We start from the raw sequence: 15,790 nt of genomic DNA, 5'->3' as shown, positions 1-15,790 counted from the left end.
TTTATACGCGGAGTTCAAATCATGGGTCAATCCACACGGATTATAACCATTGCCAACCAAAAGGGCGGCGTAGGAAAAACGACGACTGCGATTAATTTGGCAACGGCTTTGGCTGCTATTGGCGAAAACGTTTTGATCGTTGATGTCGATCCGCAAGGCAATGCCAGCACGGGCCTTGGCATTGAGCGTGATGACCGCGAAGTCTCTTCTTATGAGATATTGCTTGGCGAAGCTTCTATTTCAGAAGCCACCATTCAGACCGCGGTTCCGAATTTATCTATTGTGCCTTCAACGATGGATTTGCTTGGCGTTGAAATGGAAATCGCATCTGCGGCTGACCGTGTTTTTCGTTTAAAAAATGCTCTGCGCGCGCAAGATGGTCAATTTGGCTATGTTATCATTGATTGTCCACCATCTCTTAATTTGCTGACGCTTAACGCTATGGCCGCAGCTGATTCGCTATTAGTGCCATTACAGTGCGAGTTCTTTGCGCTTGAAGGGTTGAGCCAGCTTCTCAAAACTGTTGAACAAGTGCGCGGCTCTGTGAATAAGAATTTGGGCATTCAGGGCATTGTTATGACGATGTATGATGGCCGTAATAATTTAGCCAACCAGGTTGTTGATGATGTGCGGGCGCATATGGGCGCTAAAGTTTATAAAACTGTGATACCGCGCAACGTTCGACTTTCTGAAGCGCCATCTTATGGCAAGCCAGCCATTTTGTATGATCTTGCTTGCAGCGGCAGCCAAGCCTATCTCAATTTGGCTTCTGAAGTGATTCAAAGAGAGCGTCAGAGCAAAGCTGCGTAAACGATTCTTAGCCGAAACAAAATAACAATAGACTCGACTCATTAAGATAGTGGAACGACAATATGGCAGACGATAATTCTCGTAAGAGACTGGGCCGCGGATTAGCTGCATTGATTGGCGAAATGGATCAGCCTGCAGAATCAAATCAGGCGAAACCTGTTGCCTCTGATCGTATGATACCTATTGAGTTGGTTGTTCAGAGTAAAAACAACCCACGGCGTTTCTTTGCCGATAGCGAAATTGATGAACTTGCGCATTCGATCAAAGAGCATGGCATTATTCAGCCGATTGTTGTGCGTCCAGTGGCCAATGATAATGCTGGCCGCCATGAAATTATTGCCGGTGAACGTCGCTGGCGCGCTTCTCAGCGTGCAGGGCTCACAGAAGTTCCTATCATTATCCGTGATGTGGATGACAAAGCAGCGCTTGAGCTTGCCATTATCGAGAACGTACAACGTTCAGACCTCAATGCGATTGAAGAAGCGTTGGGCTATCAACAATTGATGGATGAGCATGGCTATACTCAGGCTGATCTTGGTGACGTGATCGGCAAGAGCCGCAGCCATGTTGCAAATACGCTTCGCCTATTGAAATTGCCTCAAGGCGTTCAATCTCTGGTGAGCGAAGGCACATTATCTGCAGGCCATGCACGTACCGTTGTTACGGCATCAGATCCCGATTCGCTTGCGAAACGAATCGTAAATGAAGGGCTTTCTGTGCGCCAAGCCGAAGCTCTTGCGAATGATTCAGGCAATGCGTCGAGAAAACCAAAGCCGAGTTCAAGTGAACAAGGAAAAGATGCTGACACATTGGCGCTTGAAAAGATGCTGAGTGATACAACTGGTTACCGTGTTGAGATTACACATGGTGCGAAGGGCGGCCAGGTTAAGATCGCTTATAAAGATCTTGAGCAATTGGATGCTTTGTGTCGTTTGCTTCAGCGGCAGTCATAAATTTTATAAAACTGCGCGCTGTGTTTTTCAGGTGAAGAACACAGCGCTATCAATATTAGCGCCGACGCGCGGACTGCACAGTTAAACCTAACAGAGCAATATGAGCGATGTTAACATCGATCTGACTGTTTTTCCGCGATTCAAGTAGGGCTGTTTGCAAACGATCATGGGCCGCACGAATTGCTTTGCTAGACCATTTATTAAGAGCGGATTCGACGGCTGCTTTTCGCGCAAAAAACACAGGCGGCCGCGCACTGGCAACAACAGCACTGGCGGATTTTCCCGATGCATCCATTTCACCGCGCATTTTGTCGAGCGATTGAAACTGACGCATCATGGCTGCAAAGAGCTGAAAGTTTGAACCACCGGATGTTGAAAATTTTGTAATCGCAATATCAAACTGCTTGAGATTGCCAGACAACACCGCATCCGTAACGGCATCAAAGCTTGTGGCAGAAGCATCGCCTAGAATGGCTTGGATATCTTCAAGCTGGATTTCAGATTTCCCATAATTATAAAGGCAAAGCTTATCGAGCTCTGCTCTAGAAGCCATGCGGTCTGCGCCAAGCTGCGATAATAAAAATTGCCGCGCTTCTAGGCCAATTGTTTGATTGTTGGCTTGCAGTACTTCATCAACGAGAGAAGCGATATTTCTGCTGGTATCACTATAGCATGGAATGGCTTGGCCAGATTTTCCGCGCTCGACCAGATCACGCACCTTGCTGCCTTTTTTAAGGTCGCCTGCTTCTAATATACAGAAACATGATTGCGGGGGATCATTAAGCAGCCGTTCCAATTGTTTCACGAAAAACGCATCATTGGCGACCCCGCGTAGCCAAATCAAACGAGATCCACCAAACATGGAAATCGTATATGCCTCATTCATCAGCTTGTCTGGATCAGCGCTTAGCGAGTCCATATCCAGCTTAATCATTGAAAAGGGGTCGTTAAGATCAACGCCGGATTTTTCAGCCAGTTTTTTTACCCGTTCGGCAACCAAACCACGGTCAGGGCCATATACGAGATGAACTGCTTTGCTAAAATCTGGCTTTTGCAGATATCGATCAATGTCACCGGCTTTGAGTTGTGCCATATTATTGACCTGCGGGAATCTTCGAAATTAAGATAGCGCGGAATGTTTCGGCAAGTTCGACAGCAGCACGATCTTGAGCATCAATTTGAGCGCGCGTATTGGCAAATTGCTGCGTACTTGTATCAAGCAACGCTATTGCCGTGCGCTTATAATTACCGACAATCTCACCGTCAGAGGTAGATAGCTGTAACGTGCCTGTGAGCGTAACGCGGCTGGCTGAATTGTCAGAATCATTACTTGTATTGCGCGCCGTTAAAATTCCCGCTGTAGATGAGCTGACTGTTAAACGCGCAATATATTCTGGGCTAGCTGGTTGGCTTTCACCGCCATTGACTAAAAAGATCAATCGATTGCGAACTTGCTGCGCTACGCGCGAATTAACGCTTTCGATGGAAACACTTTTGGTTAGCCCAAGGCCAGTATTTGAGTGCAACGGTTTAACCGTACAGCCAGAAGCCATGATTAAAAGCGTTGCAGTCAGACCTAATATGACGCGGCGGGTTTTCATAAAGTGTTTCCTCAAGTCGAGCTTATAGAACGATGTTAACAATTCGATTCGGAACCACAATGACTTTTTTAGGGGCATTGCCGCCTAATTGGCTTTGTACGAAATCCAATGCGAGCACAAGCTTTTCAATTTCATCTTTGCTTGCCGTTTTGGCAACTGTGATTTCACCACGCTTTTTACCGTTCATTTGAACGGGAAGCATAATCTCATCATCAACAACCAAAGAAGGTTCAAAATCTGGCCATGGCATATCGGCAATGAGTGTTTCATTGCCAAGATTTGCCCAAATCTCTTCTGCTAAATGCGGCATCATCGGCGCGATCATCGATAGATAGATTTGAACTGCATCTTTTACCGCTGAGACAAGCGCTGCATCTGCCTTGCCTTTGGCGATCTCGGTTAATGGGTTGGCTAGTTGGTTCGTTAGCTCATAAAGTCTGGCAACGGCTTTGTTGAACGCTAATTTTTCAATATCTGCGCCAACAGCTTCCAGTGTTTTATGTGTTGCTTTTGAAACCGCTAGAGCAGCACCATCTGTGCCAATGCGAGGTTCAGCATCTTTCAATACATCAGAAGCATCGACGATTAGGCGCCACACGCGTTGCAAAAGACGATGTGCGCCTTCAACACCGGATTCTGTCCAGATAACATCGCGCTCTGGTGGTGAATCTGACAACATGAACCAGCGGGCAGTATCAGCGCCGTAAGAAGCGATGATATCGTCTGGGTCGACAACATTTTTCTTGGACTTCGACATTTTCTCGATTGAGCCAATTTCAACTTGTTTGCCGGATTCCAAATGCACTGCAGTGCGTATGCCGTCATTATCGTCGATGCGAATTTCAGCTGGCGTTACCCAGCCCTTATCATCTCTGTATGTTTCATGAACCACCATACCTTGGGTGAACAAACCTTTAAATGGCTCGTCTATGTTCAAATGTCCGACTTTCTTCATCGCACGGGTGAAGAAACGCGAATAAAGAAGATGTAGAATGGCATGCTCAATGCCACCAATATACTGGTCGACAGGCAACCACTTATCGGCAATTTCCGGTATTGTTGGGCTGTCGGCATGCGGCGCAGTAAAGCGAGCAAAATACCAAGACGAATCAACAAATGTGTCCATCGTATCGGTTTCGCGTTTTGCAGGTTTGCCACATGACGGGCAGGCTACATTGAGAAAACCTTCATGCCGTGTAAGCGGGTTGCCAGGCTTATCAAAATTGATGTCATCAGGAAGCTTAACCGGCAAATCTTTTGTTGGTACCGGAACGGCACCGCAATCATCACAATGGATGATCGGAATAGGACAACCCCAGTAACGCTGGCGGGAAATACCCCAATCACGCAAGCGGAATTGTACGCGGCCTTCGCCGATATTTTTCTCTTCCGCCCATTTTATGGTTGCTGCAACGGCCTCATCACCGGTGGCGATATCAAGTCCGGTTGGTTGATTAACCCAGCGCACTTTCTCGCTTTTCATCGGCGTAAAAGCTTCATCGGCGACCGGTGTGTCGTTATCGAGCGCAAAGAAGCTGTCGGTAACTGTGAGATCATATTTGCGGGCAAAATCTAAGTCGCGTTGATCATGCGCAGGGCAGCCAAATACAGCACCCGTACCATAGTCAGTGACAATAAAGTTGGCGACCCAAACCGGCAAAGTCTGATCTTCATAAAGCGGGTGCTTAACAGTAAGACCAGTATCAAAGCCGCGTTTTTCAGCTTTTTCTAAGGCTTCTTCGGATGTACCAGCGCGGCGAACATCGACGTTGAACTCAGCTAGAGCTGGATTGTTCTTAGCGAGTTTCTTCGCAATTTCATGTTCAGGCGCAATCGCAATAAAGCTGGCACCAGCCAAAGTGTCCGGCCGTGTCGTGTAAACTTCAATTTGTTCGATATTGTCGAGGGCATCTGTCAAATCAAAGCGGAGTTGCAAACCGTGTGATTTGCCAATCCAGTTGCGCTGCATTGTGCGCACTTTTTCTGGCCACTGATCAAGAGCGTCTAGCGCGCTTAAAAGCTCTTCGCTGTAATCAGTAATCTTGAATACCCATTGGGCCAATTCACGCTGCTCGACCAACGCACCAGAACGCCAACCCCGACCATCGATAACCTGTTCATTGGCAAGCACGGTGTTATCAACCGGGTCCCAATTTACTTTAGATGTTTTCCGGCCAATGAGACCTTCTTTTAGAAAGTCTTGGAACAAGATTTGCTGGCGGTGGTAGTAATCGACATCACATGTTGCGAATTCGCGGGACCAATCAAGCGACAGGCCCATTGTTTTAAGCTGGCCGCGCATGGTGGCAATGTTTTCATATGTCCATTCTTTTGGATGAACATTATTTTGCATAGCCGCATTTTCTGCCGGCATACCAAAAGCATCCCATCCCATCGGATGCAAAACGTTAAAACCCTTGGCACGCTTATAACGCGCAACAACATCGCCCATCGTATAATTGCGAACATGGCCCATATGAATGCGCCCTGATGGATAGGGAAACATTTCAAGCACATAGTAAGTTTCGCCATCAGGGTTGTCGGCTGTTTCAAACAGCTTCGCGTCATTCCATGCCTTTTGCCATTTTGCTTCAGATGCACGGGGATTATATCGTTCGGTCGCCATTGTTCTCGTCTCTTTGCACAAATGCTAACATTTGGCTTAAATGAAAAGGTTTTTGCTCTCTTGCCGCCAAATCGTATAAGGGTCAACAGGTGTGGCTAAGCTAGAGCATTTTCGCATTTTTTACATTGCGTAAATAATCTAAATTTTGTTTGGCGCGTTTTGGGACGAAAGACCAATATCCACTTCGTCTTAAAACGCTTTAATTGAATGGGAAAACCTGACGTGACGAAGGCGAATACAGTTTCAAGATATAATGATGTTTGTGCGCAGATCGAGGCCGCCGTTCAGGCGACTGGACGCGAAAGCGGGTCCGCGCAGCTGGTCGCGGTATCAAAAACATATTTTGAGGATGATATTGAACCGGTGATTAAAGCTGGGCATCGTGTGTTTGGTGAAAACCGCATTCAGGAAAGCCAACAAAAGTGGCCAGCGCTAAAAGACAAATATAGTGACATTGAGTTGCACCTCATCGGCCCATTGCAGAGTAACAAAGCGGGTGAAGCTGTTGCGCTGTTTGATGTTATTGAAACCGTTGACCGCGAAAAAATTGCCAATGCTTTGGCTGGCGAAATGCGCAAACAAGATCGACATTTGGATGTTTATGTTCAGGTCAATACCGGCATGGAAGAACAAAAAGCTGGCATAGCACCGCAGCAGACAAGTTCATTTGTCTCGTTTTGCCGTGACGATTTAAAGCTCAATGTGGTTGGTTTGATGTGCATTCCGCCAGCTGATGAAAATCCTGGACCGCATTTTGCACTGTTACGTAAATTAGCGCGGGAGAATAATCTTGATAAGCTATCAATGGGCATGTCCGGTGATTTTGAAACAGCAATTGAGTTTGGCGCTACTTCCGTGAGGGTAGGCTCTGCTATATTTGGCTCAAGGGCATAAACAGTTTGCCGCAAATGTTTTTTGCGCTTGGGTGTGAGCGTTGCGTTCGCAGAATGCAACGCTCTGGAGCTGAGTAATGGCCGTTTCATACGGCAATATATAACTCACTTGAATTAAAGCGCGCCTAAATAATTGAAAACTCTAGCGCATTCTATCAAGCAAGCTTCTGACTGTCGGCAAGTTTTAGCCATACGACACCAAAAATAATTACGGCCAGTGAGAGTGACTGGTAAAGTGTTAAAGACTGATACAATAAAAGGGCTCCGAAAATCGCAGCGCCGATTGAACCGATACCAGCCCAGACAGCATAGCCAATGCCAACATCAATTGTTTTCAAGGCTACGCTTAGAAAATATAGCGTCAATAAGAAGAAAACTATAGCTGATACCGACCAAGTTAATACACTAAATGCTTGGCTGCCACCCACGCTGAGTGCGTATCCTACTTCAAAAACACCGGCTAGAAGCAGCGCACCCCAAGCCCTTTTTTGGGCCAAATCATTAGTTTGACTATTATTCATACGAACTTTCTCCATCTTGGAAATCTAAAAGAGTAATAACAACCTATTTTACGCTGCTCCACTCAGCCGGAGTCCGACGACACCAGCAATTACAATTGCGATACCGATCAATTTTTTGATATTGAGCTGCTGATTAAAGAAGACAGCACCTAGAATGACAATTCCGATACCTGACAGAGAAGTCCACATTGCGTAGCCAACACCTACGTCGAAAGTTAACAATGCTAGGCTTAAAAAATGGTTGCGATAACCCCGCTCACCAGTGTGATACTCGTCCATTTTAAATTTTTGAATCCTTCGGACTTACCGGCAGAGATCGCAACGACGATTTCGAAGAATATTGCTATAGTAAGATATAACCACTGCATCAAATTTCCTTTCACTTGAAATACCGGCCCATATTTTATGGGACCATAAAAGCAATTTCATAAGCTTGCTTGCACGTGCAACTAAACGACGGGATCATTGCTGTCAATATAATTGCATTTGCAAGCAACTAAATTGTAAAAACTATGAGCGAATAGATCCACGTAAACGGTGCTGCCGAGTATAATAATTTAGAATATTAAGTTGAGGCGAGTTGACCTAATTCCCGAATTAACGAGCGCGCATATTTTTCCTCAAAAGAACTCTTTAGAATACGCTCAATAGAATTTTCAAACTCTGGAATTGCCGTTTCAATATAGGTTTTCCCATCCTCTGTTAAAACACAATATTTTCCGCGGCCGTCACTTGGACAACTATCTCGGTATACAAATTTCCGTTTTTCGAGACGTTCTACCAATCGTGTAGTTGAACTCTGGGTCAGGTGCAAAAGCTCTGCAAGGTCCAGCATTCTCATTTCATGATCTGGTTGTTGAACTAGGCTTCGCAAAGTGCGAAATTCACTGAGACCCAGATCGCTTTTCTTTCTGAGCTCTTCAGCCAGTTGATTTTCAATACTTTGAAAGAGGTTTTGAAAACGATCCCAAACATCTAATTTCATCATGATTGCTCCTTAGTGAAGCGAATAATGATATATAGTTGCTTAGACAAGTAACTTTATACCGCGCCTCTCCACGTTGTTAGAACCAAATTACTGTGCATTGTTTGGATGAGGGAGTGGGTCGCTATCTCCCCTCTGATTTCTTCAATTCTAGCCTGATTTGCAGCGCTTACTAGGATCTGCATATCTAGCTCGCTTGAGCTTACCGACCATGCGCTGATAATTTCTGTAAACCGTTTGATATCCGCCCATAAGGCGGCGCAGCGTGGTTCTTTTAGCCTGATGTGAAAGAACACTTTGATGCCATCGGTTTCTTTGACGCCTTCAAGCTCAATCGTGAACCGTTTGATAATGCCAGTGTCTGTCAGACGGTCGATCGTATCCTTCACGCGCTTGCGGGACATGCTGGTTTTAGCTGCCAATGTGGATATTGATTGTCTGGAGTCTTCACGCAGCAATGATACTAACATTTGTTCTGATGGTTTCATAATGCTTCCAGGGCTGACTAATTTTGATCAAAAACGGCCAATTTGGAACCATATAGCTCATTTTTAACGCTAGAGCGCAACAGCATTTTCTCGCAAATTACCCACCATGCCCGTTAGAGCCATAATGAAGGCGGACAGAATAATTCAATAAAAACGCGGCCTATAATGAAGAAAGTCCATCATTAAAAGGTCTGAAATTGAACACGCACTCGGCTCCAATGATCTGAGCACCTTTGCGAATGTGGAGCTATTTTAATGTCAAATCTTAAACGCACTTTAGGCCCAATCTCAGGCGCAGCGCTTATGCTGAATATTGTTGTGGGGGCTGGCCTACTTACGCTGCCTGGCCTTGCAGCAAAAGCTGCTGGACCGATGGCTATATATAGCTGGCTGTTATGTGCGCTTGCAGCAATTCCACTACTCTTGGTCTTTATTATTATGGGACGCCGTTATCCTAATGCTGGAGGGATTGCCCATTTTGCTGAAGCTGCTTTTGGCCGATTTGGGTATTTAGCAGCGTCCTTTTTGTTTTTGGGCGCGGTTTTCTTTGGCCTTCCAGCGATTGCCATGACTGGCGGGCATTACCTTGCATCGGTAATTGCAGTTGATCCGGCTATAATAGCTTTGGCTTTAATTGTAATCGCTGCGGGCACGCAAATAACGGCTCCAGAAACGGCGTCAAAAATAGCGACTGCCATTGCATCGCTTATCATTATAGCGTTGCTGATAACGCTTATCATTGGTTATGCTGGCACGCCTATAGAAGCGTTTCAGACAAGCTTTCCAATGCCAAAATTGGCAAATTTTGATATAATTCTTGCCCCTGTTCTCATGATCTTTTTTGCTTTTACTGGCTGGGAGGTTGCTGCTGGGATTTCGGAGGAGTTTAAAAACCCTAAGCGTGATTTCCCAATTGCAATGATTCTCTCATTCATCGCCGCTACGCTGCTTTATCTTGGTATGGCTGTTCTGGTTCAAGTATCCCCACACGCCACGAACAGTGAAGCGGCTTTTGCTAATATAATTGGTGCCGTGAGTGGTAAAATTGGCTCTCTATCCGTTGTGTTGATTGCAGCTTTGATCATTCTAGCCAATCTAATGGGAGCGATTTGGGCTGTCTCACGTATGATTTACTCGCTATCGCGGGAAAATGTTTTGCCGTTAAAATTGGAAGTCGACGATAAGGGCCGGCCGATGGGAGCCGTGATCTTGCTTGTTAGCATTCTTAGCGCGGTCATTCTTATGGACTATTTTAACCTGCTTGCTCTTGAGACCATGCTTCATATTGCAGGCCAAAACTTTCTTCTTTTGTTCGGCGTCAGCGCTATCGCACTTTTCACGCTCACAAAGGAAAAAACTATACGTTTTGTAGCATTGCTCGCCGCTGCGATCGTAATCCTGCTGATATTCGCCATCGGGCAGTTTGTTGCGTATCCAATAGGGCTTGTATTGCTTGCCGCGCTGGTTTGGCGGTTGGACAAGAAGAAGCCTATTGCCGTTTAAGCACGGTCCATCTTGCAGAGATTTGAATGATCGTTGGGCAAGCAACTTGTTACTAGCGGCTTCAATTTTGACGTTAGCTGACAATTAACCATAATTGCTGCATATTGGGCGGGAGTAAACCGCGACGTGCGCGTTACAAAATTGCAAAATTTGGAGATTTGAATGTCTATGAATAAGGTTCGCGCGCTTGCGTGCACAATGGCAACAACGGCAATGCTTGCAGTACCGATTGCTACAGTTGCCCCTATTGTCGCTACGACGCCGGCAATGGCTGCCACATGCGGTAATAACGCTTCTGGTTTTAATGCTTGGAAACAATCATTTGCAAAAGAAGCGGCTGGCAAGGGCATTAAAAAACGCGGCCTTCAAGCACTTGAGGGTGCTCAATATGCAACCAAAACAATTGCGGCTGACCGAAATCAAAAGTCTTTCAAATATTCTTTAGAAAAATTTATGCAGGTACGCGGTGCCAATACGATCGTGTCCCAAGGTAAAAGCAAGAAAAAAGCTGATGCACGTTTCTTTGCAAATATGGAAGCAAAATACGGCGTTCCAGCTGGCCCGCTCCTTGCTATTCATGGCATGGAAACAGGTTTTGGCCGTTTCACAGGCAACACAAACATGGTGTCTGCCGCTGCTACGCTTGCTTATGATTGCCGTCGTTCAGAGTTTTTCACGGGGCATTTGCTTGCTGCGTTGAAGCTTGTTGATCGCGGCGTTATCAATTCTAACACTCGCGGTGCTGCGCATGCCGAGCTTGGCCATACACAGTTTTTGGCGGGCAATGTTCTTAAATATGGCGTTGATGGTGACGGCAATGGCCGCCTTGATCTGAACAACAAATATGATGCGCTTGCTTCAACGGCTAACTTTTTGCGTGCACATGGTTGGCGCAAAGGTGGCGGCTATCAAAAAGGTGAAGTAAACTACCGTGCAATTCAAGGCTGGAATGCTGCCGGTGTTTACCAGCAAGCTATCGCAATCATGGCAAAACAGATCGACGGCTAATTTAAGCCACCAATCATAAGAACTGGCCGTAAGCGGCCAGTTTCTTTGATGCTAATTTAAAGAACGACAAAAAACCCGCCGCAGTGATGCAGGCGGGTTTTTTTAATGCTTACGCATAGTTCGTTATTAAGATTCTTTAACTTCAAGAACCTGACGACCACGGTACATGCCTGTTTTCAGGTCGATGTGGTGCGGACGACGAAGTTCGCCAGAAGTCTTATCTTCAACATAAGTTGGGTTTTTAAGCGCGTCTGTTGAACGGCGCATACCACGCTTAGAGCGTGAGATCTTGCTCTTAGGAACAGCCATTTTATACTCCAAAGTCGATGCGCAGTAACGTCGCCGGTGATTGGTCCGGGCCGTAATAACCGTTCCGCGCTAGAATTGATTGGCGCGCTATACACCCTGCAAGCCTGTTTGAGAAGCCATCCACCGAAATTTTATGCAGATTCTATTGCAGACACTTAATATAAGCACCAGAATTCTGCGCACGCTTGATATTTACAGAGGCTAAACGGCGCAGACCCTTGGTTGGGTTGCTTGGTTCACGCAAGATTGGGTTGGGCAATGTCACGGCCATATAGGCTGCTTGTTTACGGGTCAGGTTTGCGGCAGAAACACCAAAATGGCTTTGGCTACCGGCTTCAATGCCAAAAACGCCATTGTCATCCCATTCAGCAATATTGAGATATATTTCCATTATGCGCTTTTTGGGCAGAACGAGCTCAATCCAAAGAGCCAGAGGAATTTCTAAAGCTTTGCGTACATAGGAGCGACCACCCCATAAGAAGAGATTTTTTGCGGTCTGCATGGTGATGGTTGATGCGCCGCGCGTTTTTTCGCCGTCGATTGCATCGGAAATGACGAGGTTTAAGGCGTTCCAGTCAATGCCGTTATGGGCACAGAACTGTCCGTCCTCTGACATCATCACCGCTTGATAGGCCGCAGGGGCCATATCGTCCAATTCAATCCACCGACGGTCTACGGGCTTAAAAGCAAGGTGACGCGAGAGCATGAGTGTTGATGTTGGATGAATAGCTTCCCAGCGGTAGAGCACTGTTAATGCAAAGGGCAGCACTATAATTGTGATCAATGCGAGAATTGTCCATTTGAACAAACTTGCCATGCGCTGGCGCAATGTTGGCCTCAGAATAATGGGTTTTTTAGCCCGCACGGTTTTCTTGCCTGATTTTTTCTTAGGTGCATTGGCCAAAATATTGCGACGTTCCTGAAAGTACTTAACGCTCATTGCGTGAAATATGGTTGAACTTTTCTCAATCCGTAGGCAATTGAATAATCACATATGAAATGGCCGATCAAGCACGCGGCTAAATAGTGGGGCAAATTTGTGGCTCAATACAATCAAACTCAATTTTTAGAGATTCTCAAATCGCGCGCTACGCAAGTTGATGATTTTCTATCGGGATATCTCAATGCAGCGGCCCAAAATGGCGAAATTGCACGGCCGGAAAGGTTGGTGAGTGCAATGCGCCACGGTGTGCTTAACGGCGGCAAGCGCATCCGGCCCTTTTTTGTAATGGAAATTGTTCAAATGCTTGGCGCTGAAGAAGGTTTGGCGCTTTATCCCGCGGCGGGGCTGGAATGTTTACATTCTTATTCTCTTGTGCACGATGATTTGCCGGCAATGGATGATGATGAGCTTAGGCGCGGCAAGCCAACAGTTCATATTGCTTATGATGAGGCGACTGCGATTTTGGCGGGCGATGCCTTGCTTACATTGGCATTTGATTTGACCGTTCACGAAAAAAGCGGGCTTCTGCCTAAAACGCAGGTTGAGTTGGTGCGTTCGCTTGCGCGTGATTCGGGTGTTGGCGGCATGGTTGGCGGCCAGCAGCTTGATCTTGAAAACGAGAATAAAGACGCAGGCGAAGATATGATTAGCCGGATTCACGCGATGAAAACCGGTGCACTTATCCGATATTCATGTGAGGCGGGGGCTATTATCGCCGGTAGTGACCAAGAGGAGCGCCAAAATATACGGCGCTATGGTGAGTTGGTTGGCCTTGCTTTTCAATTGGCGGATGATTTGCTGGATGTAACATCGGACGCAGCATCAATGGGAAAAGCGACAGGCAAGGATGCTGACGCTGGTAAAAGCACATTGATTGCTATCCACGGTGTTGAATGGGCGCGCAAGCGCTTGGACCAACTGGTTGAAGAAGCCGAGAGCCTTTTAGCCCCTTATGGAGAAAAAGCAGATATTATCCGCGCTGCTACACAATTTGTTGCCAAGCGGCAGTCTTAGTTTTTTTGAACAATGCAAGGTGTTCCATTGCTGCGCAAGCGGCCGCAAATAGCGTTGGCTTTTTGCCGCGATGGTGCGCCCAAGCGAACGGTATAGATGCCGCGCCGTCCAAGTGCTGACCGTGATCGGCTTATCGACAGGGGCATGCCCATTAATATGGCACCATTGCGTGCTTTGATTCGGCTCCAGCTACGCTGAGCGACTTCGCGTTTGAAGTTACCAGCGACCTGTATCGCCCAAGGCATAGTCAATCTTGCGGCCATTGATCCCGCACGGGTTTCTATAATGGGTAAGCGCAGGCATGCTTCAAAAAATCCGATTTCTTCTTCAAGCGGATGATCTTTGATTTGGCGGCGGCGGTCGAAAAAAGTGTCGACAGGCTCTCCGGTGATATCAAGCACATAGTTTTCTGTTTCAATGGGCAAGCTGCCGCCGCGTGCTAACCAGTTTGCAACGCGTGTTTCGCCTGAGTTATAGGCGGCAGATGCAAGACCAAGATTGCCGAATTGCACGCGCAGCTTTGCAAGGTATAGAGCCGAAGCGGGGATCGCTTTTTCAGGATCGAAAGGATCGTCCAGATTTCGAATCTTTGCGGTTCCGGGCATAAATTGCGCGATGCCTTGTGCGCCAACCGGAGAAACCGCCTTGGCATCAAACCGGCTTTCCTTCCAGATTAGTCTTGCGAAAAAAGCTAAGGGCATACCGTTGCTAGATGCTTCGCGCGCAATAAGCTGACAAATGCGCTCAACGGGAAATTCAGCCTCTATGTCTTTGGCCGCTGTTTGCCCGAACGCAGGTGTTATTGTCAGCCATGCGGAGAGTAAAAGAGGTGCACGCTTAAGCAGCACCGCGTGTATCACCTTTTTCGCCAAAGCGCGCTTCAATGTAATCTGCGACCATAGTTTCGAAATCTCCGGCAATATTATCGCCGCGCAAGGTCGCTGTTTTTTTGCCATCAACAAATACCGGCGCTGCAGGGCTTTCATCGGTGCCGGGCAAGGAAATGCCAATATCGGCGTGTTTGGATTCGCCTGGGCCATTAACGATGCAACCCATGACGGCAACCTTTAAGGCTTCTACACCTGGATATTTCGTGCGCCATATCGGCATGTTTTTGCGCAAGTCGCCTTCGATTTTCTTGGCCAGTTCTTGAAATCCGGTTGATGTCGTGCGCCCGCAGCCGGGGCACGCTGCGACAACGGGTACGAATTGGCGGAAGCCCATTGTTTGCAACAGTTCTTGCGCAACTTGTACTTCGCGCGTGCGGTCACCGTTTGGCTCTGGTGTCAAGGAAATGCGAATTGTGTCGCCAATACCCTGCTGCAACAAGATGCCGAGTGCTGCTGATGATGCAACGATGCCTTTTGAGCCCATGCCAGCTTCGGTCAATCCCAAATGGAGTGCATGATTGGAGCGTTTTGCAAGATCGGTATAAACCGCGATCAGATCCTGAACCTGACTTACTTTTGCAGATAAAATGATGCGTTCGCGCGGCATACCGATCTGTTCAGCCAGTTCAGCGGAAATCAATGCGGATTGCACAATCGCCTCACGCATCACCTGCTGGGCGGTCATAGGAAATCCGTCTTCTTGGTTTTTGTCCATCAAACGGGTGAGCAATTCCTGATCAAGCGAACCCCAATTAACGCCGATACGCACCGGCTTTTCATAGCGGTTTGCCATTTCAATAATATCGGTAAATTGCCTGTCGCGTTTTTCTCGAAAGCCGACATTGCCCGGATTAATGCGGTATTTTGCCAGTGCTTCGGCACATGCTGGGTGGTCGGCAAGAAGCTTATGACCAATGTAATGAAAATCACCGACCAATGGAATATCGAGCCCAAGGCGCTCAAGCCGTTCGCGGATTTTTGGAACAGCGGCGGCAGCTTCGTCCTTGTCTACGGTGATGCGGACGATTTCAGAACCAGCTTTGTGAAGCGCTGCAACTTGCGCGACTGTCGCATCAATATCTGCCGTGTCCGTGTTGGTCATGGATTGAACGACGACGTCACCGCCGCCGCCCACAAGGACGCCGCCGACATCAACGCCGACGGTTTTGTGGCGCGCAAATGGTTCACTGATGTAATTTGGGCTATTCTTGGTCATGCATCTATCTCATTTATGACAGGTGAGGTG

At 47.1% G+C, this 15,790-nt stretch carries 18 protein-coding genes; 6 read left to right on the top strand and 12 right to left on the bottom strand.

Annotation, left to right across the window (positions count from 1 at the left end):
- Window positions 1–21 precede the first annotated feature (21 nt).
- Both N530_RS0108355 and N530_RS0108350 read left to right on the top strand, forming a co-directional pair.
- Entirely contained in the window at window positions 22–810 is a 789-nt protein-coding gene (locus N530_RS0108355) for a ParA family protein (protein ID WP_026480329.1), read from the top strand.
- 62 nt (window positions 811–872) lie between these two features.
- Entirely contained in the window at window positions 873–1,763 is an 891-nt protein-coding gene (locus N530_RS0108350) for a ParB/RepB/Spo0J family partition protein (protein WP_018689765.1), read from the top strand.
- A gap of 55 nt (window positions 1,764–1,818) precedes the next feature.
- Here the strand turns inward: N530_RS0108350 and holA are convergent, their stop codons facing one another.
- Genes holA through leuS form a run of 3 tightly spaced genes read right to left on the bottom strand, consistent with a single transcriptional unit; the run spans window position 1,819 to window position 5,990 of the window.
- Complete coding sequence (gene holA, locus N530_RS0108345; RefSeq protein WP_026480328.1) at window positions 1,819–2,856, bottom strand: DNA polymerase III subunit delta; 1,038 nt, start codon at window positions 2,854–2,856, stop codon at window positions 1,819–1,821.
- Between the two features lies 1 nt (window position 2,857).
- Window positions 2,858–3,364: a hypothetical protein gene (locus tag N530_RS17700; protein ID WP_051540844.1), complete on the bottom strand. Its 507-nt coding sequence runs from the start codon at window positions 3,362–3,364 to the stop codon at window positions 2,858–2,860.
- A 22-nt stretch (window positions 3,365–3,386) separates the two neighbouring features.
- Window positions 3,387–5,990, bottom strand: a complete 2,604-nt coding sequence (gene leuS, locus N530_RS0108335; RefSeq protein WP_026480327.1) for a leucine--tRNA ligase — start codon at window positions 5,988–5,990, stop codon at window positions 3,387–3,389.
- A gap of 207 nt (window positions 5,991–6,197) precedes the next feature.
- On the opposite strand from leuS, the gene N530_RS0108330 reads away from it, so the two are divergent.
- Complete coding sequence (locus N530_RS0108330) at window positions 6,198–6,884, top strand: YggS family pyridoxal phosphate-dependent enzyme (RefSeq protein ID WP_051540843.1); 687 nt, start codon at window positions 6,198–6,200, stop codon at window positions 6,882–6,884.
- A gap of 154 nt (window positions 6,885–7,038) precedes the next feature.
- Here N530_RS0108330 and N530_RS0108325 read toward each other — a convergent pair whose 3' ends face one another.
- The 5 genes from N530_RS0108325 to N530_RS0108310 all read right to left on the bottom strand — a co-directional run bounded on the left by N530_RS0108325 (window position 7,039) and on the right by N530_RS0108310 (window position 8,877).
- A complete protein-coding gene (locus N530_RS0108325; RefSeq protein WP_026480325.1) occupies window positions 7,039–7,404 on the bottom strand; it encodes a multidrug efflux SMR transporter in 366 nt (121 codons plus the stop codon).
- A 48-nt stretch (window positions 7,405–7,452) separates the two neighbouring features.
- On the bottom strand, window positions 7,453–7,683 hold the full coding sequence (locus tag N530_RS17695) for a multidrug efflux SMR transporter (protein ID WP_256374320.1): 231 nt from the start codon (window positions 7,681–7,683) through the stop codon (window positions 7,453–7,455).
- Window positions 7,635–7,772 carry an SMR family transporter gene (locus tag N530_RS19410; protein WP_256374319.1) on the bottom strand — a complete coding sequence of 46 codons (138 nt, stop codon included), beginning with the start codon at window positions 7,770–7,772 and terminating at the stop codon, window positions 7,635–7,637. Before N530_RS19410 ends, N530_RS17695 begins: the two co-directional genes overlap by 49 nt.
- Before the next feature lie 197 nt (window positions 7,773–7,969).
- A complete protein-coding gene (locus tag N530_RS17690) occupies window positions 7,970–8,392 on the bottom strand; it encodes a MarR family winged helix-turn-helix transcriptional regulator (protein WP_051540842.1) in 423 nt (140 codons plus the stop codon).
- 53 nt (window positions 8,393–8,445) lie between these two features.
- Window positions 8,446–8,877: an Lrp/AsnC family transcriptional regulator gene (locus tag N530_RS0108310; RefSeq protein ID WP_035266716.1), complete on the bottom strand. Its 432-nt coding sequence runs from the start codon at window positions 8,875–8,877 to the stop codon at window positions 8,446–8,448.
- 255 nt (window positions 8,878–9,132) lie between these two features.
- On the opposite strand from N530_RS0108310, the gene N530_RS0108305 reads away from it, so the two are divergent.
- Together N530_RS0108305 and N530_RS0108300 are read left to right on the top strand one after the other, a co-directional pair.
- Window positions 9,133–10,380 (top strand): APC family permease, encoded by a 1,248-nt coding sequence (locus N530_RS0108305; RefSeq protein ID WP_026480323.1) that lies wholly within the window; start codon window positions 9,133–9,135, stop codon window positions 10,378–10,380.
- Window positions 10,381–10,548: 168 nt separating this feature from the next.
- Window positions 10,549–11,388, top strand: coding sequence for a lytic transglycosylase domain-containing protein (locus N530_RS0108300; protein ID WP_211097881.1), 840 nt, complete (start codon window positions 10,549–10,551; stop codon window positions 11,386–11,388).
- Between the two features lie 126 nt (window positions 11,389–11,514).
- Here the strand turns inward: N530_RS0108300 and rpmF are convergent, their stop codons facing one another.
- A complete protein-coding gene (gene rpmF, locus N530_RS0108295) occupies window positions 11,515–11,697 on the bottom strand; it encodes a 50S ribosomal protein L32 (protein ID WP_018689771.1) in 183 nt (60 codons plus the stop codon).
- A 142-nt stretch (window positions 11,698–11,839) separates the two neighbouring features.
- On the bottom strand, window positions 11,840–12,637 hold the full coding sequence (gene mtgA, locus N530_RS0108290; RefSeq protein WP_026480321.1) for a monofunctional biosynthetic peptidoglycan transglycosylase: 798 nt from the start codon (window positions 12,635–12,637) through the stop codon (window positions 11,840–11,842).
- 99 nt (window positions 12,638–12,736) lie between these two features.
- On the opposite strand from mtgA, the gene N530_RS0108285 reads away from it, so the two are divergent.
- Entirely contained in the window at window positions 12,737–13,654 is a 918-nt protein-coding gene (locus tag N530_RS0108285; RefSeq protein ID WP_051540841.1) for a polyprenyl synthetase family protein, read from the top strand.
- On the opposite strand, the gene N530_RS0108280 is transcribed toward N530_RS0108285, so the two are convergent.
- Both N530_RS0108280 and ispG read right to left on the bottom strand, forming a co-directional pair.
- Window positions 13,651–14,514, bottom strand: a complete 864-nt coding sequence (locus N530_RS0108280) for a lytic transglycosylase domain-containing protein (RefSeq protein WP_247869180.1) — start codon at window positions 14,512–14,514, stop codon at window positions 13,651–13,653. The two genes, N530_RS0108285 and N530_RS0108280, sit on opposite strands and share 4 nt — an antisense overlap.
- Complete coding sequence (ispG, locus tag N530_RS0108275; RefSeq protein ID WP_026480318.1) at window positions 14,492–15,760, bottom strand: flavodoxin-dependent (E)-4-hydroxy-3-methylbut-2-enyl-diphosphate synthase; 1,269 nt, start codon at window positions 15,758–15,760, stop codon at window positions 14,492–14,494. Before ispG ends, N530_RS0108280 begins: the two co-directional genes overlap by 23 nt.
- Window positions 15,761–15,790 lie beyond the last annotated feature (30 nt).

The organism is Ahrensia sp. 13_GOM-1096m (genome assembly GCF_000620605.1).
Lineage (GTDB): Bacteria > Pseudomonadota > Alphaproteobacteria > Rhizobiales > Rhizobiaceae > Ahrensia > Ahrensia kielensis.
This window is presented reverse-complemented; position numbering and strand designations above follow the sequence as displayed.